Origin of the sequence: Bacillus sp. FSL H8-0534 (assembly GCF_038005885.1) — a bacterium.
In the GTDB taxonomy this organism is placed as follows: Bacteria; Bacillota; Bacilli; order Bacillales; family Bacillaceae_G; genus Bacillus_A; species Bacillus_A pseudomycoides.
In genome coordinates this window covers 336787-359385 of sequence record NZ_JBBOUC010000001.1, presented here as the reverse complement: position 1 = coordinate 359385, position 22599 = coordinate 336787, and the positions used below count along the sequence as shown (strand labels likewise).

The 22599-nt window shown below is 32.6% G+C and carries 24 protein-coding genes and 2 pseudogenes; 7 read left to right on the top strand and 19 right to left on the bottom strand.

Annotated features, from left to right (window positions below; all coding sequences use genetic code 11):
• Window positions 1-88 precede the first annotated feature (88 nt).
• On the top strand, window positions 89-853 hold the full coding sequence (locus MHH71_RS02020) for a DUF1836 domain-containing protein (RefSeq protein WP_006095061.1): 765 nt from the start codon (window positions 89-91) through the stop codon (window positions 851-853).
• A 44-nt stretch (window positions 854-897) separates the two neighbouring features.
• Here the strand turns inward: MHH71_RS02020 and MHH71_RS02015 are convergent, their stop codons facing one another.
• Window positions 898-1212: a hypothetical protein gene (locus tag MHH71_RS02015; RefSeq protein WP_006095062.1), complete on the bottom strand. Its 315-nt coding sequence runs from the start codon at window positions 1210-1212 to the stop codon at window positions 898-900.
• A 308-nt stretch (window positions 1213-1520) separates the two neighbouring features.
• Here MHH71_RS02015 and MHH71_RS02010 point away from each other — a divergent pair, with 308 nt between their 5' ends.
• The 4 genes from MHH71_RS02010 (at window position 1521) to MHH71_RS01995 (ending at window position 4053) form a co-directional block, all read left to right on the top strand.
• Complete coding sequence (locus MHH71_RS02010) at window positions 1521-2090, top strand: hypothetical protein (RefSeq protein WP_240516948.1); 570 nt, start codon at window positions 1521-1523, stop codon at window positions 2088-2090.
• 2 nt (window positions 2091-2092) lie between these two features.
• Window positions 2093-2752: a PspA/IM30 family protein gene (locus MHH71_RS02005; protein ID WP_006095064.1), complete on the top strand. Its 660-nt coding sequence runs from the start codon at window positions 2093-2095 to the stop codon at window positions 2750-2752.
• Window positions 2753-2917: 165 nt separating this feature from the next.
• Window positions 2918-3523, top strand: coding sequence for a DedA family protein (locus MHH71_RS02000; protein WP_006095065.1), 606 nt, complete (start codon window positions 2918-2920; stop codon window positions 3521-3523).
• Window positions 3524-3828: 305 nt separating this feature from the next.
• The gene (locus MHH71_RS01995; RefSeq protein ID WP_006095066.1) at window positions 3829-4053 is read left to right on the top strand and encodes a hypothetical protein; all 225 of its coding nucleotides are present in this window, start codon (window positions 3829-3831) and stop codon (window positions 4051-4053) included.
• 52 nt (window positions 4054-4105) lie between these two features.
• On the opposite strand, the gene dltD is transcribed toward MHH71_RS01995, so the two are convergent.
• The 8 genes from dltD to MHH71_RS01955 all read right to left on the bottom strand — a co-directional run bounded on the left by dltD (window position 4106) and on the right by MHH71_RS01955 (window position 11992).
• A complete protein-coding gene (gene dltD, locus MHH71_RS01990; protein ID WP_033798920.1) occupies window positions 4106-5287 on the bottom strand; it encodes a D-alanyl-lipoteichoic acid biosynthesis protein DltD in 1182 nt (393 codons plus the stop codon).
• A 365-nt stretch (window positions 5288-5652) separates the two neighbouring features.
• A complete protein-coding gene (locus MHH71_RS01985) occupies window positions 5653-6180 on the bottom strand; it encodes a GNAT family N-acetyltransferase (RefSeq protein WP_033798921.1) in 528 nt (175 codons plus the stop codon).
• Between the two features lie 150 nt (window positions 6181-6330).
• A complete protein-coding gene (locus MHH71_RS01980) occupies window positions 6331-7953 on the bottom strand; it encodes a peptide ABC transporter substrate-binding protein (protein WP_006095069.1) in 1623 nt (540 codons plus the stop codon).
• A 39-nt stretch (window positions 7954-7992) separates the two neighbouring features.
• On the bottom strand, window positions 7993-8994 hold the full coding sequence (locus MHH71_RS01975; protein WP_006095070.1) for a C40 family peptidase: 1002 nt from the start codon (window positions 8992-8994) through the stop codon (window positions 7993-7995).
• Window positions 8995-9072: 78 nt separating this feature from the next.
• Window positions 9073-10122, bottom strand: a complete 1050-nt coding sequence (locus MHH71_RS01970) for a dipeptide epimerase (protein WP_003198044.1) — start codon at window positions 10120-10122, stop codon at window positions 9073-9075.
• A gap of 68 nt (window positions 10123-10190) precedes the next feature.
• Window positions 10191-10517, bottom strand: coding sequence for a DUF3870 domain-containing protein (locus MHH71_RS01965; protein ID WP_003198042.1), 327 nt, complete (start codon window positions 10515-10517; stop codon window positions 10191-10193).
• A 129-nt stretch (window positions 10518-10646) separates the two neighbouring features.
• A complete protein-coding gene (locus MHH71_RS01960) occupies window positions 10647-11399 on the bottom strand; it encodes a serine hydrolase (protein ID WP_018780649.1) in 753 nt (250 codons plus the stop codon).
• Window positions 11400-11635: 236 nt separating this feature from the next.
• Entirely contained in the window at window positions 11636-11992 is a 357-nt protein-coding gene (locus MHH71_RS01955; protein ID WP_006095071.1) for an FtsB family cell division protein, read from the bottom strand.
• Window positions 11993-12275: 283 nt separating this feature from the next.
• On the opposite strand from MHH71_RS01955, the gene MHH71_RS01950 reads away from it, so the two are divergent.
• A complete protein-coding gene (locus tag MHH71_RS01950; protein ID WP_006095072.1) occupies window positions 12276-13202 on the top strand; it encodes an aldo/keto reductase in 927 nt (308 codons plus the stop codon).
• Window positions 13203-13278: 76 nt separating this feature from the next.
• Here MHH71_RS01950 and MHH71_RS01945 read toward each other — a convergent pair.
• From MHH71_RS01945 to MHH71_RS01915, 7 genes and pseudogenes are all read right to left on the bottom strand, one after another.
• Window positions 13279-13434 (bottom strand): annotated as a pseudogene (locus MHH71_RS01945) (DJ-1/PfpI family protein); the annotation flags it as partial.
• Window positions 13435-13936: 502 nt separating this feature from the next.
• Window positions 13937-14167 carry a hypothetical protein gene (locus tag MHH71_RS01940; protein WP_003198034.1) on the bottom strand — a complete coding sequence of 77 codons (231 nt, stop codon included), beginning with the start codon at window positions 14165-14167 and terminating at the stop codon, window positions 13937-13939.
• Window positions 14168-14415: 248 nt separating this feature from the next.
• Window positions 14416-16212, bottom strand: coding sequence for a Xaa-Pro dipeptidyl-peptidase (locus tag MHH71_RS01935; protein ID WP_033798922.1), 1797 nt, complete (start codon window positions 16210-16212; stop codon window positions 14416-14418).
• 104 nt (window positions 16213-16316) lie between these two features.
• Entirely contained in the window at window positions 16317-16811 is a 495-nt protein-coding gene (locus MHH71_RS01930; protein WP_033798923.1) for a transglycosylase SLT domain-containing protein, read from the bottom strand.
• Between the two features lie 292 nt (window positions 16812-17103).
• Window positions 17104-17532: a cell wall hydrolase gene (locus MHH71_RS01925; RefSeq protein ID WP_006095076.1), complete on the bottom strand. Its 429-nt coding sequence runs from the start codon at window positions 17530-17532 to the stop codon at window positions 17104-17106.
• A gap of 118 nt (window positions 17533-17650) precedes the next feature.
• The gene (locus MHH71_RS01920) at window positions 17651-19048 is read right to left on the bottom strand and encodes a sensor histidine kinase (RefSeq protein WP_033798924.1); all 1398 of its coding nucleotides are present in this window, start codon (window positions 19046-19048) and stop codon (window positions 17651-17653) included.
• Window positions 19041-19688 carry a response regulator transcription factor gene (locus tag MHH71_RS01915; RefSeq protein WP_006095078.1) on the bottom strand — a complete coding sequence of 216 codons (648 nt, stop codon included), beginning with the start codon at window positions 19686-19688 and terminating at the stop codon, window positions 19041-19043. The genes MHH71_RS01920 and MHH71_RS01915 overlap by 8 nt, the downstream gene beginning before the upstream one ends.
• Before the next feature lie 174 nt (window positions 19689-19862).
• Between MHH71_RS01915 and MHH71_RS01910 the strand changes: the two genes are divergently transcribed.
• Window positions 19863-20282, top strand: a complete 420-nt coding sequence (locus MHH71_RS01910) for a hypothetical protein (protein WP_006095079.1) — start codon at window positions 19863-19865, stop codon at window positions 20280-20282.
• Window positions 20283-20333: 51 nt separating this feature from the next.
• Here the strand turns inward: MHH71_RS01910 and MHH71_RS01905 are convergent.
• From MHH71_RS01905 to MHH71_RS01895, 3 genes and pseudogenes are all read right to left on the bottom strand, one after another.
• A pseudogene (locus tag MHH71_RS01905) lies at window positions 20334-20603 on the bottom strand (GNAT family N-acetyltransferase); the annotation flags it as partial.
• A gap of 317 nt (window positions 20604-20920) precedes the next feature.
• Window positions 20921-21526, bottom strand: a complete 606-nt coding sequence (locus tag MHH71_RS01900; RefSeq protein ID WP_006095080.1) for a hypothetical protein — start codon at window positions 21524-21526, stop codon at window positions 20921-20923.
• Window positions 21527-21803: 277 nt separating this feature from the next.
• Window positions 21804-22325 (bottom strand): DinB family protein, encoded by a 522-nt coding sequence (locus tag MHH71_RS01895; RefSeq protein ID WP_033798926.1) that lies wholly within the window; start codon window positions 22323-22325, stop codon window positions 21804-21806.
• Window positions 22326-22599: the final 274 nt, after the last annotated feature.

Sequence of the window (22599 nt, the reverse complement as noted above, 5' to 3'; positions counted from 1 at the left end):
GAAAAATAATGAAAAACAGAATTGACTTTACAAGCAACAAAACATATTATAAGTTCATAAGAACTTTTATAATTTTGGAGGTGAAAAGATGGAAACATTTCATCTCACACGAAACGAAATGGCAATGCTCCTTCTTTCTCTTAGAGGATGGAATGCAAAAAAGCCTCTCGTTATTTTACAAGAAGCTTGGGCAAAGTCACATAAAAAAGATATTGAATGTGGACAAAGTGTTACAGCTTTTATTACAACCGCTCTTTCACCTATTTTTGAAAAGCTCATTAAAATTGAAGATACAGATATTGGCTTTTCTTTAAATGAGATCGTTGCGCTTGGTAATCAAATTGAAAATACCAGTTTTTCTGTAACAGCTATGCAAAACTGGGTAAAACGAGATATAAAAGAAATGATTGGTTCACCACAAAAAGGAAAAAAATATTCTATCGAACAAGCAGCTTTATTATTCATTGTTGAAGATTTAAAAACAGCACTTGATTTTGAATCCATTCGTAAGCTGTTAAGACTCATCGTAAATGATCCAGCAGATCGAAGTGATGATTTAATCAATCCTGTTCATTTATACGTCGCTTATTCTTCTTTATTTGAGGAATTGAATCAAGGTGGTTGTTTACAATTAAACGCGACTGATACCATTCGTACAATTGAAAATATTGTAAAAGAAAAAGCAGATAAAATCGCAAGTCAGTTTGATCAAATCAACAATGAGCAACGAGAAGCCATTCGTAATGCGATTATTATCGCAACACTTTCTGTACATACGGCATATGTACAAATGTTAGCGAAACGCTATGTTTCTGCAACATTATTTTTACAAAATTTAGATGTAAAGCCATAAAAAAAGAGGAGCGCTTTGCGCTCCTCTTTTTTAGAACTTTTGTATTACAAGTAATATACACTCTCTCTCCGCAATAAATGAACTACATCTTGAATATACTTTGAAGTCTTTAAAATATCATCAAAATAATAGTTTCTCTTCATAAAAATATTAAGATTCTTATTCTCAGTTAAAATTCCAAATACGCACCTTTCTTTATAGATCACAAAATCTTCTTTCATCTCTCCTTCCCACTTTAAATTTTGAAAGGGAAGAAGAGATAATTGTACTAATTCTGCCATTTCAACAATTTTTAAAGTAGTAAAATACTGTATTTCATCTAATATTACTTCATTAATTAAGCAAAGAAAATCTCCCACTGTTCGCTCTTCTTCTCTCTTTTAAAAGAAACTTTGTAATACTAGGGCTATGAACTGAAGTTTTTTCTTCTTTTATCTACTAAAAAAACAGCTCACTTACAAGATGAGAAATTTCTAATATACTTTTCATTCTATCTCCATCAAACTTTCACACGGCTCTAATTTCTACGCTTTACTATAAGTAATACAAACACAAAGGAGATGGTGAAGCTAAAATAAAATTTCAAATTTGTACGTTATGATCGTTATGCAAATCTCATTTTTTCCAGTTATGAAAGAAACACAACTATATGGCAGGAGGTGAGAATGTGAAGAAACAAAAAAAGAAGCGTACAAAATTCCGTTGGCTTATATGGGTAAGTATTATTGCCTTCTCCCTTTTGGCAGTATTTTTAGGAACCCGCGGATTGCAGATGGAAAGATGGCATCATGCAAAACGTGAGGCCTTTGCTGAGGAATATAGGGGACAAGCTTCTTACCTTAAAGATGAAAGACATCATCTCAAACAAGAGAATTTCGAAAACGAGAAGCCTTTTCAACATTATGAAAAGCATCATAAAGAAAAATTTGATGGGATTTTCCTTATTCTTTTCACAATTGAGTTAAGCTCCATTCTTTTAGGATGGTTTATCCTCAAAAAGGCAGAAGATCAAATAATAAGAAAATGGATTGGTATCCTTCTTATTATCATTGGTATATTACCATTGATCCCTCTTTTCGTTGTCGTGGTATTTCCAATTTGGCTTTATAAAAAAAGAAAACAAAGCTCACTCCACTCTACAACTGACTATACAGTAGACAGCTATATAGTCATATCAAATAATAAAACGGATATTCTTGATCAATGGGAAAAACAAATTCGTAAAGAGGAGAAATAAAAATGAGTATTTTTAGAAGAATTAAAAACATTGTAACCGCTGATGTCCATGAAGCTTTAAATAAACTAGAAAACCCGGTAAGTATGTTAAAACAATACATACGAGAAACGGAGCAACAAGTGGTAAAAGCACAACAAGCTTTATCTCAGCAGCTATTTCTAGAAAAAAAATATGAATCTCTTATTACAGGAACAGAGGTTGTTATTGCAAAAAGATTTCGTCAGGCTGAGCTTGCGGTGTCTCGCAATGAAGATGATATGGCACAATTAGCACTTCAAGAAAAAATTGCACATGAGAAAAAACTAGAAATGTATCATGAACAGTACAATGTAGTAAAACAACAAACTTCAATCCTATATGAGCAAATTGATAAACTACAAAAAGAATACCAAGAATTACAATATAAAGAACTCGTACTTGTTTCCAGATTACATGTAGCACGTACAATGAAAGAAAACAATGAAACTCTTGCATCTTTTCATACAGAAAATGCAGTGAAAGGCTTCGCAAGAGTAGAAAGTTATATTCAAAAAATAGAAGCTGAGGCCTCAGCTAGTAACTACTTTAATCAAATAAAGCCTATTTCTTATACAGACGATACGGAGATTGAACTAAAAGAAGCAGTACAAAAAGAATTAGAAAAATTAAAAGTAAGGAAGTAAAGACTATTCGCTCGTTTCATTTTTTGAGACGAGCGAACAATTATTTATGAAGTTAATCTTTTAAAATAAAATTCCACACCTATTCTTTTATAATTTCCCGTATACTAAAAATGTAAGGAATATTTTTTCTCTTACTCTAAAAAAATTTCATATAGAAGGTGCAACATGTTAGGTAGTTTTATTCATTCTGTATTACTATTTTTAGAAGGACTAGGTTATTGGGGCATAATGTTTGGACTCATGATTGAGATTATTCCAAGTGAAATCGTTCTCGCTTATGCAGGTTATTTAGTATCTTCAGGAAACATCTCATTTATAGGCGCCATTGTATTTGGTACTATTGGTGGTGTTATCGCACAAATCTTTATTTATTGGATTGGGCGTTACGGAGGAAGACCTGTACTAGAGCGTTATGGCAAGTACATTTTCATTCAAAAAAAACAAATCGATTCTGCAGAAGCATGGTTTAATCGTTATGGAACCGGTGTTATTTTCACAGCACGCTTCATTCCAGTCGTTCGTCATGCCATTTCAATCCCTGCCGGCATTACAAAAATGTCACCTATCCGATTTATTACCCTTACAGCGCTTGCGATTATCCCGTGGTCAATCATCTTTATCTATTTAGGTGAAAAGCTAGGAGAAAATTGGGGCAATATCGATGAAGTTGCTGGGCCGTATGTAACATCGTTTGCAATTGGCGGAGTAATACTAATTGTTTTGTATTTCACTTTAAAAATATGGCTAAAGAAACGAAGAAAACTTGTTTAAATGAATCATTCGAGATAATGAATTTGAAATAAAACGCCATACATTCAATTAGATGTATGATGTTTTATTTCATTTTTCTTTTATTATTACTTTTATAATTTGATATGCTTATCTTCTAAAAGATCCAGAATTTCTTCTTTATGCTTTAAATCATGTTGAACAAGACCCAAGAAATAATCATTTAATTTCATACTTTCTTTCCCAAATCGATAATAAGTATTAAAATCCTCCTATGTAAAATTAACTGGATAAGCAACCATTCCTTCTCTAAGTTTGTATATTATCTTAAAAGGAGAGATATACACATGCATTGGCAACAAAAAGTACAATATTTAATTGGTCAGCCCGTTGGTGTTTCTCTCGTAAATGGTCAGGGTACATCTGGAGTTTTATGCGGTGTGCATGGTGGACATATTTATTTGTATGAATACTTGTATCAAGCGCAATTCGCAATGAAACATTATGACTTTAGGCAAATTCAAGATATACATCCATTTCCTAATTGTCCACATCAGAATCCTTTGTATTAAAAAACAGGAGCAGCTTAAAAAGCCGTTCCTGTTTTTGGTTTAATCTTAAAATTTATTTCCCTGCATGAAATTGTTGTAATGCTTCATCCACATATACCCAGCCTTTCCATCCTAAATGAATGGTATCTTTTAGAAAGTATTTGTCATATTCATGACTAGTAAAATCTGCAACTGGAAATCCAGCTTTCTCAACTTGTTCTCGAACTTTCTGATAATAAACATCACGACGTTCTTTTGGGAACCCTGCGTAATCATACCAAGGTCCATTTACAGGAACAGAAATGAAAAGCGGTTTAACTTTCTTTTGCTTAAAAATATCTAAAATAATTTGTAAATCTTCATATTCTGGCGATTCATCATAAGATTCTTTTGCCTTATATCCTTTTAATCCATGTAATTTCTTTTGAAATTTGTTTTTATAGTAATATGGATTTTCAATTCCAAATGTATTTGATGTAGACTCTACTTTCCCAACCTGTTCAGCATGCCTTCTTGTTTCTTCCCAAGAAAGTGAACGTAATTCCATATTTCTTTGTTCTTTTTTTGGCTTTATATTGAATATAGATGTCACTAAATCTTTATGATCCGCAATGTTTCGGTTTATATAAGCAATCGGCTTCAATACTCCCGCTTTTATCTTATGGGTTGTATCATTATATACAATACCTTCTAGTGAGCTTTTTAATATAGAATCTTTGCGGACAACATTAAAATCTAGCAACCGCTTCGCAATTTTCTTTTTCATTTCAGGTTTTATTTGATCATTAAAAATAAAATGATATGTTTGCTGTTTAGAAAAGTTACTACTAAAGTTCCCTTCATTTACCCCCTGCTTGGTAAACCATTGTGGTGAAAGAATAAATACTACTTTTTTTCCTTCTAATTGATCCATTGTGGAAGTCACATTTAAAATATGAGCAAGACTCTGCGTTCCGCCAGTTCCTATTAGAAACGGTGTAAATCCTTCGGGTTTTACTTTAAAATAGTTAGACGGATGATATGCATCCATTCGGGAAAATTCAGATGAACCGTACATCGGCAAATAATTCAAATTCTCCAACATTTTTTGTTGTAAAAAAACACCTTGTAATTTTTCTTTTTGTAATGAAGTCGCCGCATCTTCTACCTTTTCATTACTAATAAGTGAAACTAGATATTTAGATGGAATAAGCAATATAACGATAAAGATTATACATGCTAAAATGATTGGGCCAAAAGCATGCTTCATCTTCATTTGTTTACCCACCTTACACTAGAACCACTTACAATCATTCTCTTATTACCTCGATATTGCATGTCTACTAATAATTCTAACCCTTGCTTACAACACGTCATCATTCTTTCTCTTCTCCTTTATTCCGTAAAAATGCTCCATTCTATTCATCTATCATTTACATGTATTTCCCCCTCTTATCACAACTTATGTACGCATCCATTATAAGAAATGTTTCCAAGTAAACATTTTAATTATACAAGATTTTGTATTTCTTTCACACTCTAAATTCAGTAATGATTTTATCTTTCGACAAGTTAAACTTGTATATAAATCTATACGATGTTTACAAACTATCTGGATAATTTGTATGAATATTCAAATTTTCATCGGAATAAATTCTTATACTCATAATATGATAATTGATGTCCATCAAAATCCACATCATGTGTGTACTTAAATCCAGCCTTTTCTAAAACATTCTTTGACTTCTCATTGGCAATTCTAATTCTTGCAGTTAATTTTTTGACTTTCAAATCATGAAAAGCATATTGGATCGATGCATGGGCTGCCTCTGTAGCATATCCTTTTCCCCAAAACTTCGGATCGAGAAGATACATGATTTCTAAATCTTCTGTTCCATCAATATACCTTAAACCACAGTGTCCCATCATTTCCCTCGTGATAGGATTGAATATAAGCCATACACCAAAATTATGTTCATTCCAATGCGCTATGAACTTTCCAATATATTGTTCAGTTTCTTCTGGTGACATACCTCTAGATATAGCAAGCCACTTACCTACCTCATTGTTTTTTACAATTTGATAGAAAGCATCCACATCTTCTAAACGAGGTTTTCTCATATAGAGTCTTTTCGTATTCATTGATTTTACATTCACATGAATAGACATATCCTTTTCCCCCTTCAATAAAATCTTAATTTTAATCCTGGTAAATTATAACATGATTTTTCCCTCTTTTATTAATTTCAAGAATGAAACATTGTTATATACAAAAACAGACTGTTCTCTAGGCACAGTCTGTTTTTTGTATATTTCATTTTATTTTTTCACATCTGCCCATTTCAAGCTAGTCGCGGGTCCGAATTGATGTATATATAAATCTTTCACATATGGTTTTTGTAAATAAGATAATCCGCGCTGGAACACCGGTGCAATTACCGCATCATCCAATAGCATTTTCTCTGCATCTTGCATCGCTTTCCAACGTGCCTTTTCGTCATTTCCTAATTCCATTTTTGTCTTTTTAATTAATGCATCATATTCTGGATTTGCATAACCAGTATTATTGACACCACTTTCTGAAATAAAGACTTCTAAGTAAGTCATCGGGTCTGGATAATCCGGTAACCAACGCGATAATGACATTTCATATTCTTTCTTTTTCTCTAACGCTAGTTTTTGAGAATGCGGTTGTAGTTTCACTTTTATCGTCAATCCTGGTAAGTTTTTCTCTAATTGTTCTTTAATATATTCCCCTACTTTTTTAAAGTTTTCTAAATCATAGTTTAACATTTCTAACGTAACTTCATTCGTTCCTGTTTCTTGCTTGGCCTTTTCCCAAAATTCCTTTGCCTTGTTCACATTCGTTTTATTAAACTCTGTCGTTGTTTCCCTGAAATCTTTTTTATCTGGCCCTTTTAAAAAGCCATTTGGAACATAGTAGTTTGCAGGTACTGATCCATCGTTTAAAAATGAAGTCGCAAGTCCCTTTTTATCAAAAGCCATGCTAAGTGCGAGGCGGGCATTTTTGTTTTTTAGAATTGGTACATTTTCATTAAATCGGAAGAAATACATAACCGGATCTGTATATTGTTTCAATTCTTTATCATTTTTATATTTATCAACAAATTCTGTTGAAATAACAGCACGATCAATTTTATCTGTTTGATATAGATTTACTACGGTCGAAATTTCTTTAACAATTTGGTAATTTACTTCATCTAATTTCACTTCTTTTTTATCCCAATATTGATTGTTTTTCTTCATTGTAAAACTTGCTTCATGCTTCCATTCTGATAATGTAAATGGTCCATTATATAGAGTTTTATTTGCTTCTAAACCATATTTATCTCCTTGTTCTTTCGCATACTTCTCATTAATTGGATAAAAGGATGGTAAACAAAGTAATTTTGTAAAATAAGGGACAGGGTGTTCTAACTCTACAGTAAACGTTTTATCATCTTGAGCTTTTACTCCTAATTCATCCAATCCAATTTGTTTCTTATTTATCTTTTCTGCATTTTTCACATCATACATAATATATGCATATTCAGAGCCCGTTTCTGGATTAACAAGTTGCTTCCAAGCATATACAAAATCATGTGCTGTTACAGGATCACCGTTAGACCATTTCGCATCACGCAAATGAAATGTATATGTTTTCCCATCTTTACTAATCTCATGCTTTTGAGCAATTCCAGGAATGACCTCATCATTTTTTGAAAGTCTAAATAATCCTTCCATTACATTATTTAATACGTTAAATGAAACAGCGTCTGTTACTTTTAAGGAATTTAATGATGGAATTTCTCCTGTTTCTGTTAACTGCAATACTTTCTTCTCTTCTTTTGGTTTTGTCGTGGACTTTTCTTTTCCACAACCAGCTAAAAACGAAGAAAGAAGTAACGTACTAACCAATGAAAAGCGAATAACCTTTTTCACTTTAAAACCCCCTTTTTAAATTTCTACTAATCTTTCATATTAAGGTAAAAAGCGACGTGCACCTGCATATTCCTCAATGTAACCTGGTGTATCTACTGGTATAATTTCAACTGTTTTCGCTGCATTTGGAGAATGTATCATTTTCCCATCTCCAATATACATTCCTACGTGGTGAACACTTCCTTTTCCTTGATTGTAAGCAAAAAACAGCAAATCACCTTTTTGCAAGTTTTCTCTTTCAACAGCAATACCTGCTTTTGATTGTGGACCAGAATCACGCGGGATTGTAATACCATGAGATTTGTAAATTGTATGTGTAAAACCAGAACAATCAAAACCAAAACCACTTGTTCCAGCCCATATATACGGCAATCCTAAAAATAACTTCCCAGTATTCACTAAATCGTCGCCTGTTGGAACAGGAATTTCATTTTGCGATTTATAAACCATTCCATCATTTTTCCGTAACCATGCTTTTTGTCCGTTTGGTAATAATACACGAAACGACATATTATCTTCACTTACTAGTGGTAACCGTGTGTTATAACTAACCTCTAAAGATTTATATTTATCAGATGGATTAATGTATAAAATAGCTGTCGGTTTTGTAATAAGAACAAATGGTTGTTCCTTTTTCCCTGCAAATTCTTGATTATAGGTTAGCTGTTTTACCGGGACCCATCCTGGATATCCCGCTTCATTTCTTGGCGTTGGCTGACCATGAACAACTACTTTTGCCCACTCACCTTGCCGATCAATGATTGTTACTTCTTGCCCCAATAAAGCTTGTGTTTCTAATTTATTTGTACTTGTTAACCAAAGCTTTTCATCGAGCGTCATCGATTTCGTCCATTTCCATAGATTAACTGGATTCATCGCACTTGGTTCATCAATTGGACGAAGCAAATTTGGCCCAGTCCATAATGTTGCTGCTGCCACATCTACATACGCTTGATTACTTTTTACCTCTTCAGCATTTGCAACTGAAATAGATGAAAATACTAACAAACAACTAAAAAGCAAAGTAATGGATTTTCTCATAAACACATCCTCCTTTTATTAATATGCCTCCCTGTTCAAGCAAAGTGTGACATCAAAAACAACTCTTCTGCCGAAACTTTATTCTATATTCACTGCGTGATGCAGGTTTACCCTTGGTCCGTTATATGTGATTCCGCTTGGCTCTTCCATTAACCATAAAGGAGCATCAAGATCAAAGTAGTGAATATTTGGATGAGCGGCTGCTACATGTGCAATTGCCGCCACAGAAAGCGATGATTCCATCATGCTACCAACCATGCATTTTACACCGGCAGCGCCAGCAATATCGGCAATCTTCCATGCTTCCCGTATCCCGCCACATTTCATTAATTTAATATTTAATAAATCGGCGTATTGCCCTTGAACAAGCTTTAAAGCGTCTTGCGCCGAGAAAGCACTTTCATCAGCCATGATTGGTGTTTGCACATGATCTTTTACATATTTCATTCCTTCCCAATCTTTCGCATGAACGGGCTGTTCTACAAATTCTATATTTAAATTTCTATTTTCCATTTCTCGAATAATCGATACAGCTTCTTTTGGACTCCATCCTTGATTTGCATCTAATCGCAAAGTTACATCCTTCGGCACAACATTTCTGATCGCTTCAATACGTTCTAAATCCAATTCTGTTGATTTACCAACTTTAATTTTTAATGTGTTAAAGCCTTTTTCCACATGACTTTTTGCTTCTTTCGCCATTAATAAAGGTTCATCAACACTTACTGTAATATCTGTTTGAATCTCTTTCTTTCCACCTAATAACGCATATAATGGGATATTATGAAATTGACAATACACATCATATACAGCCATATCTACTGCTGCCTTCGCACTCGTATTGCCTACACAGCTCATTTGGATTTGTAACAACAACGTTTGAAATTGCTGCAATTCTTTCCCGATTAACACAGAGCGGATTGGCCCTAAAATAGCTTCTCCCATTCCACTCGCAAAATCCCCAGTAATAACTGGAGTCGCAGTCCCAGCCCCTTTTCCTACAATCCCTTCATCTGTGTGAATAAAAACATCAATACTTTCAATTTCTGTTACAGTGCGCAAAGCTGTTTTAAACGGTGTATGAAGCTTAATATAGCGACGTTTTACTGTTAGATCCATGATTTTCATTTCTATTCATCCTTTCTGTCCAATAAAAAAATCCAGCCATAAGAATGAATCTTATGGCTGGATTTTGTCTATGAATGTGTAGACAAAGCAGCAATTTGATTATATTTTTTTTGTGCATCTTTTAATGCTACAAGCAATGCTTTTTGAGATGATCCGAAATAACGGTTTTTAATTTCTTCTACTAATTGTGGATCATTCATATTTCTATGTAGAAATAAATGTTTTACAAATTGAGCAGTTAATGAAATGGTTGCTGAACAATCCGCATCTACAATTTTCCCTGTATCTTTTTCAACAACAAATGCAACAAAATAGCTTTTAAATTTTTCTGTAATTGGATTGTTTTGAGGTGCTTTTGCGTCCCCTACGATATAAATCGTATTAGAAGCGTACACATAAATCTTCCTTTCTTATACAAGGATAACGGTTTTCTTAACAGGCGAATAAGCTGTAGACTCATCGTTAATTAAGAAATGTATCCGCTTACTGTATATTATATATAATTGACAGAATTTTAACAATATTTATTTTAGTAAATATTGTACAATTAAATGTCCAATCTCTGAAAATATATAATTCGTATGATTTACACATTCAACATTTGAACTTAAAACAGCTACATATACCGTTTTGTTATTTATGTTTAGTCGTGCAGCATCATGTGTAACAGTTTGCAGTTCTCCTGTTTTGTTTGCTATGGAAAGTCCTTCAATCCCCTCTAAATTCCCACATAATTTATGAGTTAATTGTTGTTTTTCAAGTGGGTAATAAAATTGTTCATCGTTATCATAATGCTTTAGAAGAGATATAATATCTTCAGCTGTTGTGAAATTATCCTTTCCCGTTTCTTTAGGTGTTTGCATCATATATCGTTGTAGTTTCGTTCCATTTAGCTGCAGTGAATCAATATGTTTTTGAATATCATTTATTTTCAACTTATTTATAAGCCAATTTGTCGCAGTGTTATCAGAAACTGTAATCATCAACGTAATGAGATCTTGTATCGTTACATTTGGTGTATGTAATGCAGCAACAATGCCACTTCCTCCAGTCTTTTCGAGGGATGAAATAGGAATTAATTCATATGGATTTAAGGTTCCATCCTTCATGTTTTCTATAGCACATGAAAGAATAGGTAACTTAATAAGGCTAGCTGATGGATGCACCAATTGTTCATTGTACCGATACATAATTTCCCCTTGTATCATGATACTTACGTCTCCGTTTATACTTTCAATCCGTTTCTCTAATTCATATATAAAGTCTGCTTTTTTCATATTACCCTCTCCTTTTTTGAGAATTATACCATCTATACAGATTCTCAGTTATGACATATCTTTTTATAAAGTGAGACTTTAACCACTGGAGTTTTTCTTTTTCCTCCAAGCTCATTTCTTTTGATAAGAAAGTATTACTGCCTACAAAGAACGAATAAAAATATTTAGTATAAAAAAACAGTTAGCTAATTTGCTAACTGTTTTTTAACAGATGTTTCCTTTTCATTACTGCATATCTACTTAGGTAGTACAAATATAGTTTCATTCGGCTTAGAGAATTGATACTCTTTCCTCGCAAACTTTAAAATTTCTTCTTCATTATCTGTCAAATTTTCAACTTTACTCTTTAAATAACGCGAATCTTTTTCTAAAGAAAGTAATTGCTTTTGCTGATTTTTAATCGCATCTCGCTTTTCTACAATCATTTCTTGTTGCTTAGTAAGGATATATTGAATATAAAAAGTGGCCGAAAGAATAAAAATAAAAACTAAAACAAATCGCCGTACTTTTCTCTTATTTATAACTCGGTATTCATTAGACTGTGTTTGATATTGTGGTGTATTAGGAACATTTACTTTCTTGAGTTTCCTCATTTTTTAAATCCCCCTAACCCATTTTATTTCACTACCACAGGCATACTTTCTTACTAACCTAAATTCTCTTCTCGTAAAATAAGCTCCTCCATAAAAAAATCTCATAAATTAACCAATTAGAGATAGCTTTCGACGACATCTCTATATTTCAGATGAAAATTTTATTTTTTGTGCTATATATTAGTGTTTTATGTTTTTAAGCTAAGCAAAAAGATCTCACAAACACATTCGCTTTTTCAGTGAATAATTTATTAGGGATTCCTTTTATTAAGGAGGTAAACAAATGAAATACCGCGCATTAGGAAAAACCAGTTTAACCGTTTCTGAAATTGGATTTGGCGCTTGGGCAATTGGTGGCGATGAATGGGGTCCTGTAAATGACAAACATTCTATCTCTGCAATGAAAAAAGCAATTGAATGCGGAGTAAATTTTATTGATACCGCTGATGTATATGGTTTAGGTCATAGTGAAAAATTAGTGGCACAAGCAATCAAAGAACATCGTAATGATATCATCCTTTCCACAAAGGGAGGTTTAATTGGTCATCACTATGATCCTGATGGGGAACCTGTCTACGATACAGCAGCAAAAGTAATTGCAGTATTTGAAACTAGCTTACTTCGCCTGCAAACAGATTACATTGATGTTTATTTTTGTCATATTTGGTGGGATAAAAAAGAGGAAACCGAAGCGTTCCTTCGCGCATTTGAAATTTTAAAAAGAGATGGAAAAGTAAGAGCAGTTGGTGTTTCTACGCATGATTTACAATATATTAAAAATTTTAATAAAGACGGGCAGATTGATGTTATACAAATTGACTACAGCATACTTAACCGAGAACCTGAAAATGATATTTTACCTTACTTACAAGAGAAAAACTTAGGAGCTGTCATTCGTGGACCATTAAAAATGGGAATATTAACAGGAAAATTTACTGATCAAACAACATTCCCTGATGGTGATTTACGACAAGATTGGCCAAAAGAAACATGGTTTCAAGATGATTTACGAAAGGTTGAACAATTGAGATCCCTTTCAAACCCTAAACAAACTTTGGGGCAGTTGGCCCTTCGTTATGTACTCTCGCATCCTGCTGTATCTGTTGCTATTCCCGGAGCAAAAACAGCTAATCAAGCAGCCGAAAATGCCGCTGCTTCTGTACAACCACTTCTATTAGAAGAAGAATTAACATATATACGAAAGCTTTAAACAAAAAAAGATCAGTAACAATTCATTGTTACTGATCTTTTTTATCCCACTACATAAATAAGACTTTCATATTCAACTAATTGCACAACTCAATATCATACTCCATTCTTTTTGCTATTGCTTCTGCAATTTCTACCCCTAATAAATTTTTCACTACATGAAATGACATATTAATTCCGGACGAAATTCCTCCAGAAGTAATACTATGTCCTTCATCAACAAACTTTACATTTGTTCTCCATCCATTACAGCATTTGTAATTGCTACAATTGGATTCATCTTTATCCCCCTCTTTCATAGAATTATTTCATTTTTTAACTATGAAATAATTCTATGAAACATGAAGAATTCCTTTTCAACCTGTTATAGTTTACATAATAATATTATTAATGTTAAACCTCATTTTCATTACTTTGTTACCAAATAAAAAAATAATTCATTTTTAGAATGAACTGTTTTGGGTTTAATCAAAAATATATTTTTGTATCTTTCTATAAAATAAACCACCACATATATATAGAAATAAAAAACTCCGTACTGTAGTGACTTTATTACATTTTATTTTTTATTTCGAATATCTTTTTGAAAATGCGAAAATGATTAATTAGTTTTAATATAAAAACAATCATTAGTAGGTACCTACTAATGATTGTTTTTTCAAATAAAATACGAAAATGTTTTTTGTATTTTATTTGAAAAATGATTTTTATATTCTTTTATAGATACAATAACTTTTACATTAGCCTATAGCAATTTTGCCTTCTTCCCTTCCCCGTCTCTTTTAATACATATGATTTTACTACGAGTTCAGTTAATGAATCCGTTAATGTTTTATATGATAAATTAGATAGTGCTAGCAGATCATTTGTATATAGAATTCTATGTTTTTCTAATAGTAATAATACTAATCGTTCAGATGGCTTTAATGTTTCGTCACTTTCTAGTATAAAATCTACATCTTTCATAGGATATTACATTCTCCTTATTTTAAAAATTACTATTCCCCATTATTAATACGAAAATATTATATAATAAATCTATTGTTATTTCAAAATAACATAATACTTATACTAAGAATGTAGGGTATCCTTCTAGTTAGAAATACTCTCTTCGCTTCTTTCATTCCCTTTCTAACATCCTTTCGGCAATTTGATGTTAGAATCCATCCCCTTTTTTCAGCACAAAAAAAGCCTCCACATTCGGAGGCTTCCTTCTATTTTACAATTGGCAGTGTTAATTCACTTAATTTTACTGTAAGTTTCGTCCCTGCTTTTGGACGAATCGTATAGTCATAGTCACTTGCAATTAATACGACTCCGATTTGATGGCCGGCTTGGAATACATAATCATCCGGCTGCATGTCCCATGTAAATGTGTAATCTTTTCCTGGTATAATTGGTGTTGACTCTTCTTTTCCATTCAAGTTTTGTGGATCCATCCATCCTCTCGTCACAATTTCTGGTTTCTCACCACCATAATCAACAAGTAATGCGGTTAAATTTGAAACTGGACGATCAATACTCCCCTTAAATGAAATTTTTGGTGTACCACTCATTCTCATTTCTTTTTCGAGCTTAGGCATTACATATACTAACCGATTTGGTGATTCTAATTCTGGATTTGTTAGTAATTGATTCGATTTAATTTTTGCATCATCTAACAGTGAAGACACTTGTTGTACCGCACCCATTCGAAGCGGTAAATCTACTGCTTTATTACTTAAAAGCATACGTATTTTAGACGGAGCTGCTGCAGGGTCTGGCCAATTTTTTAATTTTTGCCACGTTTTATTTTCTCGCTGTACATCTACCATCGGTTCATTCATAATTCCATTTTCAATTCCGTATAACCAATAATCAAACCATTTATTTTGTGTTTGCTGCCAGTTATTACTAGATGTTCCCCCATGCCCTCCTTGATGTAACCACATTTTACGTGGCACATTATTTTCTCCTAAAGCTTCCCACCATTGTGAAAACTGTTTTGTTTTTACATTCCAATCGTTTAAACCATGTACAACAAATACACTTGCCTTTATATTTTTTGCATCCTTCACGTAGTTACGCTTGTCCCAAAAATCATTATAATCTCCTGTTTTTCGGTCCTGCCCATCAGTAAGCTCTTTAATGATTTTTTGACAAACTTCAGGATTTTTTCTCGTTAATACTGCTTCGGCCATATTATCTGTATCTTCACCTTGATAACCACCTGGTGCAACAACTGCCCCATTTGCACGGTAATAATCATACCAACTGCTAATCGCGGCAATAGGAATAATTGTTTTTAACCCTTCAACTCCTGTTGTTGCAACAGCGTTCGGCAATGTGCCATTATATGAAGCACCTGTCATCCCGACATTTCCTGTAGACCAATCCGCCTGTATTTCCTCACCATATTCTGTGAATGCTTTTGCTCTTCCATTTACCCAATCAATAACAGATTTTGTACCGATAATTTCTTGTTCGTCACCAGTTGTTGGACATCCATCTGATTTCCCAGTACCAATGCTTTCTCCTAAAATAACAGCATATCCACGAGGAACATAGTAGTTTCCATATGAGCCGAGGTTAGCTGGCCCTGCATAAGGTTTGCCTCCGGTAGGATGTAATTCTTCATCTACATTATAAACTGGTACATCCTTTATCCCTGAACGATAAGGACTCATTTCATAAATAACAGGAACTTTCACACCCGGTTCTGTTTTCGGTCGCATTACCTTTATTGATACACGATCCTTTTTCCCATCTCGGTCACTATCAATCTCAGTTTCTACAAATAAATTTTCTACAATCGCCTCATCAATTGAATAAATAGGCTTCGTCATTCCATTTTCCAACTCAATCTTTGTCGATTGAGCTAACGTTTCTGGCACTTTGCCATTTAGCGGTAAAGTAAATTTCTTTGAATTCTCTTCTTTCTGCTCTGCATGTACCGTAATACTAGATATGCCAGATGTAAGTGTTAGAGAAAACATTGCTGAAAGCGCAATTACAAACTGTTTTTTCCTCAAATTCCTTCCCCCTTTATATTCTTCTACCACTTCTTTCACTATACAACAAAATAACAGAAAATTCAGTTTATAAAGAGGTGAAAACTTGATAAATTTGTAATATTTTAACCTTTCTTGTATAGCTTATAAGATTTCTCTAACCCAACATTATATTTCGTATTATTATTTGTCCAATCTTCTCCTAAATTTCCAGGCCATCCCGATGTATTAGCAACATATTTTAAAAGAGCTAATTCTGTTAATCCTTTGTTTACTCCACGTTTATAGGAACTCACCATATATGAGATTGCTATTGTTGCATTCGTTTTTGCATCTTTTAAGTTCTCTTCTGATAATTGTGCAGGTGCTAATCCGCCCCGATGTAATTGAAATAGCCCAAAAGATGTCCCTTTATCTCCAACAGCTTTTCGATTAAATTTTGTTTCATGATCAGCAATTGCAAGTGGAATCCAGTCTGGTATACCGTACTGCTTCGAGATTTCAGTAATTACTAATTTATTATTTTCAATTTCTTTTTGTTTTTCATACTTCATATAAGCTGCATAACATAAAAGCGTCAACGTGCAAATTACTACTATATATTTTAATAATTGTTTCATAGATTCATATCTCCTATATCGTTTATGCTCAATCCTTGTATACCTATACTATAAAATGTTCATGTGACATCTATTTGACAGAATACAATTTTAAAAAATAAAAAGAGCTTACGAAGGTTATCTGAACTGTACCCCGAATCGTGGGCACTCAAAAAGATGGTTCCGGTACAATACCGGAACCATCTTTTAAGTGCTTAATTTCTAAAGGTCTTTTTATTAAACTGTCCACTTTATAAGGTACAGTTCATTTTTGGATTGGTTTTTCTGTAATCACAGACTTTTTTATCAGTGTTTAAAATGTGTTATAAACTTGTTCACAGGTTTCGGCTGTTGGTTGAAAAAAACAGTGTTTTTTATAGCGTCCTACAAAAGGCTGATTATACCATTGTTGAGGACAATCGCCTGGTGGCCTAAAATACCACAAACTAAATTTTCCAGGCCAGTACCTCTCTCCATTGATAACTCGACGAGCTAAACGTTTTTCACTTTCTCTTGCTCTTTGATAGAAATATCCATGCGTAACAGCTTCAAATGCATGTTCTTGGAAAATCATTTGTCTAATGGTACGAAGGTTCTTAAAGTCAGAACAATTTGCTCTTAGTCGGTTAATTCCTACATTTCCGACGAGTAACATACCCTGAGTTCCTTCTCCTTCGGCTTCTGCTCTGAGTAATCTTGCTAAAAGTGCAATATCTGCATCTGTAGCGTTAACAACTCCCATGACTCCACCCCCATTATATTTTTCTCTTTATAGTATTGTTTATTGGTCAGGATAATGACTTGTTTAATATAGGTTGTTTTCTAAATTAATTTATATTGGACATGGTATCCTCTTCAAATTATCGTATGTTTAACTTTCGTAAGCTCTTTTCCATATACATATAAAATTGTATTTCCTCTTTTATAATGGAGACACCATACTCAAAACCATGTCGTTCTAAAATACTCTTTACAATGGCTAATCCTAATCCAGTTCCTGATATTTCTTTATTACGTGAAGCTTCTAATACATAAAATGGTTCCCAAATTTTTTCGATATCTGTACTTACTTCAGGAGCAATTCCATTTTGGATACTAAAATATACATAATCTTTTCTCTCTTCCAATACAATCTTGATATTTTGATTTGTTGTATATTTGATTGCATTTGAAATTAAATTATTACATACCATTTTCATTTTATCCAAATCTACATAAACACTAGCATCTCTCGCACGACAATCTATTTGTAAATGTATACCTTTTGCGTGGAACTCAATTTCATGTTTATCAATTATACTTTTAATAAGGGGTTCTATCTGCACTTCTTCTTTTTGTAACAAGTCTCTTTCTAATTTTGAAAAACGTAATAACTCTTCTATTAAATTTGAAATTTGATCAGTTTGTTTAATAATTGTATCTAAATATGTCCCATCATCGAGACCGTCTTTAATCCCCATAGAATATGCTTTGACTAAAGCGATGGGGGTCTTTAATTCATGAGTAATGTCCCCCATAAACCGTTTTAAATGTTCATTTCTATTCGTTAAATCTTGATGAGCTTCATATAATTTATCACTCATAACATTAATACTATTGGCTAAATCGCCAATTTCATCGTTTGTTTTCACTTTTGCTTTCTTAAATTCTAGATTGGAAATATCTTCTGCAACATCGCTTAATTCTTTCAACGGTGTTGTAATCGTTTTTGATAATATCCAAACAAGTACAATGACAAGAAATATTGAAAAACCAAAAATATATATATTAAATGTATTAAGTGTCTCGATTAGTTCATTCGAGTGTGCAATAGATACTCCTACTAAGATTAACATTTCATTTTTCGAAATAAATTTCGCAAAAAAGCTCGCTTTTAGCTTCTCTTGATCATATAATTTATTTGCTTGTCCAGAAGTTTTTACTTTCATTACGTCTTCTTTTGTAATCCAAAACTTGTTCAATGTTACTCTTTTTTTTATAAGCCCAGAGCGTAACGATTCATTAATTTCATCCTCTGTATTTTTTATAGGAGTATACACAATTGTTACGTTATTCTCATTCTCAATTTGATTTATAGTAGCTGTTAAGTGTTCAACAGACGAAGACTGGATTTGATCTGTAATGATATTTAACTTTTCTCGTGTTTTGTATATATTATATTTCGGTAAAAAATAGTTCATTAACAATAATGAAATAGTAAATATAAGAACGATTGTTAACGATATACTAACAAAAAGTTTTTTACCAAGCTTATTCACGTTCATCCTCCAAACTGTAACCTAAACCACGGTGCGTTTTAATAATATCTTCCCCTATTTTTTTTCGCAATCGTCTAACATGTGTATCCACTGTTCGCTCATCTCCAAAATAATCAAATCCCCATACAATATCTAGTAACTTTTCACGTGTTAATATTGTACCTTTATGATTTAAAAAACATTTAATTAATTCTAACTCTGTTTTTGTAATTTCTAATTCTTTATCACTTTTATATACTTTATTCTTTATCAAATCTATTTTTAGATTTTGAACTTGTATGACTTCATCTTGATTCAGTAGTTTTTTAGCTCTTGTAAGTAAAATCCCCGGATGAAATGGCTTTTTCACATATTCATCCGCCCCGCTTTGTAAGGCCACAAGTTCATCTTCATTTTCACTTTTAGCAGTAAGCATCAATACTTTCACACTCGAGTTCTTTTTTATTTCCTGGCATACAGTGATTCCATTCCTTTTTGGCATCATCCAGTCTAAAATTGCTAAATCAATTTTCACTTCATAAAATATTTCAAGTGCTTCTTCTCCATCCTTTGCTAAAAGAACTTGGAACCCTTCTTTCTCAAAATAAGCTTTTAAAATTTTAAGCATATCCTGCTCATCATCTGCGATTAATACTCTCACTCGTACCTTCCTCCATTAAATATCTATATGCGCCTTATAAATTGTAATCATTTTCATAACAAAGTAAAATGAATTTCCTATTTTACTTTGTTATGATACAACTTTTTTGTTACACGAATGTGACAAAAAATATTTATAGGGTTTGAGGGTATAGTAAATATGAGGTGTTGTTCCATGTTTAAAAAAATAGGATTCGTTTTTCTGTTTTCGTTTTTATTATCAGCAAATGTTTTCGCAGAAACAAATAAACAAATTGAAGTATTTGATTGTCAAAAGGAAATGGTCGTGCAAAAGCAATCTCTAGACACAGAAATTCAAAAAGAGGCGATACAATATGCAAAATCAATTACCGGAGCATTTAAAAATCTAAATGTTGTCCCTAAAACTGGACATATAGTGAAAATCCCTTTATCTAAACCTGTAGTCATCACAAATCAATGGATACATACAACGATAGATGAAGTTCTTGTACTCCTTCCGCTTAACGAAAAGCCATATATCATGATTTATGATGATGAAAATAATCCACACTTTTATTATGTACAAGGTCATCCTGAAAATTTATTAAAGCATTTGAAAGTTACATCATCATAATCACTAATAGAAAGAGAAAGATTCCATAAAACATCGTCTATGGAATCTTTTTTATAATTTTACATAATGGGTTGATCCTTTATATTCTTCACTTTTCAGAAATCCATTTGAAGTGTAAAATGGACTAGCTCGTTCTGTGTCTGTATATAGAACGACAATTTGAAAATGTTCTCTTGCATCAGATAGTATCCTCTTTAATAATAAGTTTCCTAGCCCTTTCCTTCGATATGCTTTGGAAATATAAAACCTTCTTAACCGTCCAATCGTTTCAGTTTTCGTATATGGATATTGATTTAATCCACCAATTCCAATTAGGGGTTCAGCCGAGATACGTGTAAAAACGGGTCATAATCTGTATTATATTTCCATTATTAGTTTTTCAGCTAAAAATATCTACCTCACGATTAACAAAAAGCCGATTACCTATGAAGTGCACCCCGATTGTTAGACTGCGTCTAACAATCGGGGTGCACTTCACTATACGCTAAGGAATCGACTCTTTTATGTTCTTGCTTTGCTATATAATTATTTACAATATAACCATTTAAAAATAGGTGCAATTAACACCTATTTTGTATTTATTTTAGCAATTAAATTAGCACCCAAATTGGTGAGCTTTTGATAATATCCGTTTATCACTAATTTGTCCTAACGGTTTCTTGGAGTTTTTCCATTACCCTTGATAAAGCTAAAATTGAATTTGCTGTTTCAAATTCCCCAACATTTAAAGAATGGTTTGCATTTTTGACAACATCAATCTTTAAATTCGTTTTACTTAATTGGTCAATTTGATTTGAATTGTATTGGTGATCTTTGTCCCCTATAACTAAAAACCCTTCCTGATGACTATTCAAGATTGAGTCTAAAATCGCATCAAACGTCATTAGAGGGGTAAGTAATATCATTTTTGACTGTAAGTATTCCTCTCTCTTCATTAAGTCATTCGCAATTAGGATTGTTCCGAGTGATTTTCCTAAAAACATCGAATTGTTGTATTGCCCATTTTTTAACACTTCAAAAATTACAGGATTAATATCCTCCATCATTATTTTAGTTATTTCTTCTATATTATTTTTCATTATCTGTTCATCATAGGAGTAATGGATATGTACAACATCGATTTTGTTTTGGAGCATTACCATCGTCGAATAATAAAACAAGGGTTTATCGTAATTGTAACCTGAACCTGAAAACATAAAGCAAATCGTTTTGGAACCTTTCTCTATATGTGTATAACGAATCACTTTGTCGTTTATGTGTATCTCCTTTTTATTCCCTTTTACCGTTTTCCCCTCCGAAACTTTTATAATATTATTACCCGTTCAGAATTTATAATTTCACTTTTATTTCATCATAAATATGAAAAGAATTCTGCCCTCACCTTATACAGAATGAATATTCACACTACTATTCTTCAAGGTTAAACTAATTTCAGTTTAAAATAGTCAATTCCTTTAGTTATCATTCAACTCTTCTAGTGACTTTCTCAAGTAAAGCATCCTTTAGCTGAATAAGATTTATTTATTTATTATTTCCCATCAATCGCTTAATTGTTCTTATTTGTCCACGATGATTAATTTCGTCTTCCATAACATGAAACCACAAGTAGTAATTATTATAAGGCACACCATTACCCCACTTGTCTTCCTCGAACAACCAGCTATCTTGTTTCGACTTCAGATATGTTAGTGTATTTTCTCTAACTTGTGATAATTCATTCAAATAATAATCTAAAGATTGTTTTTTTATTACTTCTCTTGCTTTGTCTCCAAGTTCTAAAGAAATTCGCCACTTTAGATATTCATTTTCAGTTAAATCTCTTTTTTCAAATGAGATAACTTGATGAACAAACTCTATCGCCGCAATATGTGATAAAAGAGAACCAATAGTGTTTGAACTACCGTTTGATAAGAAATCTAAATCACTTTGGCTTAAATTGGAGATTTCACTCAATGTAACATCTCTTGTATGTTCAAGCATCGTTACAAGTTCCCCAATCTTATTTGAATAGTTTTCTCTTGAAATTATTCTATAATCTATCATATATCTCCCTCCAATTAATGCTAAGCATAAGTTTACCAATAAAATAAAAAAAACAAAGTCTGAAAATTTGTAAAAAATAATGATATAATTTAATTGAATATATAGAAAAAGGCAACCTGTTTTTATCAGTGTTGCCTTTTTCTTTTTTCTAATTACACTATATACTCTCCAATTCAATATCGCATGATCATGGAGCTTAATTAAAAAGGGAAAGCCGTTAGGATTTATTTGGTATGCTTTTAAATAATTTTAGGTTGATGAGCACGTGGCGCTA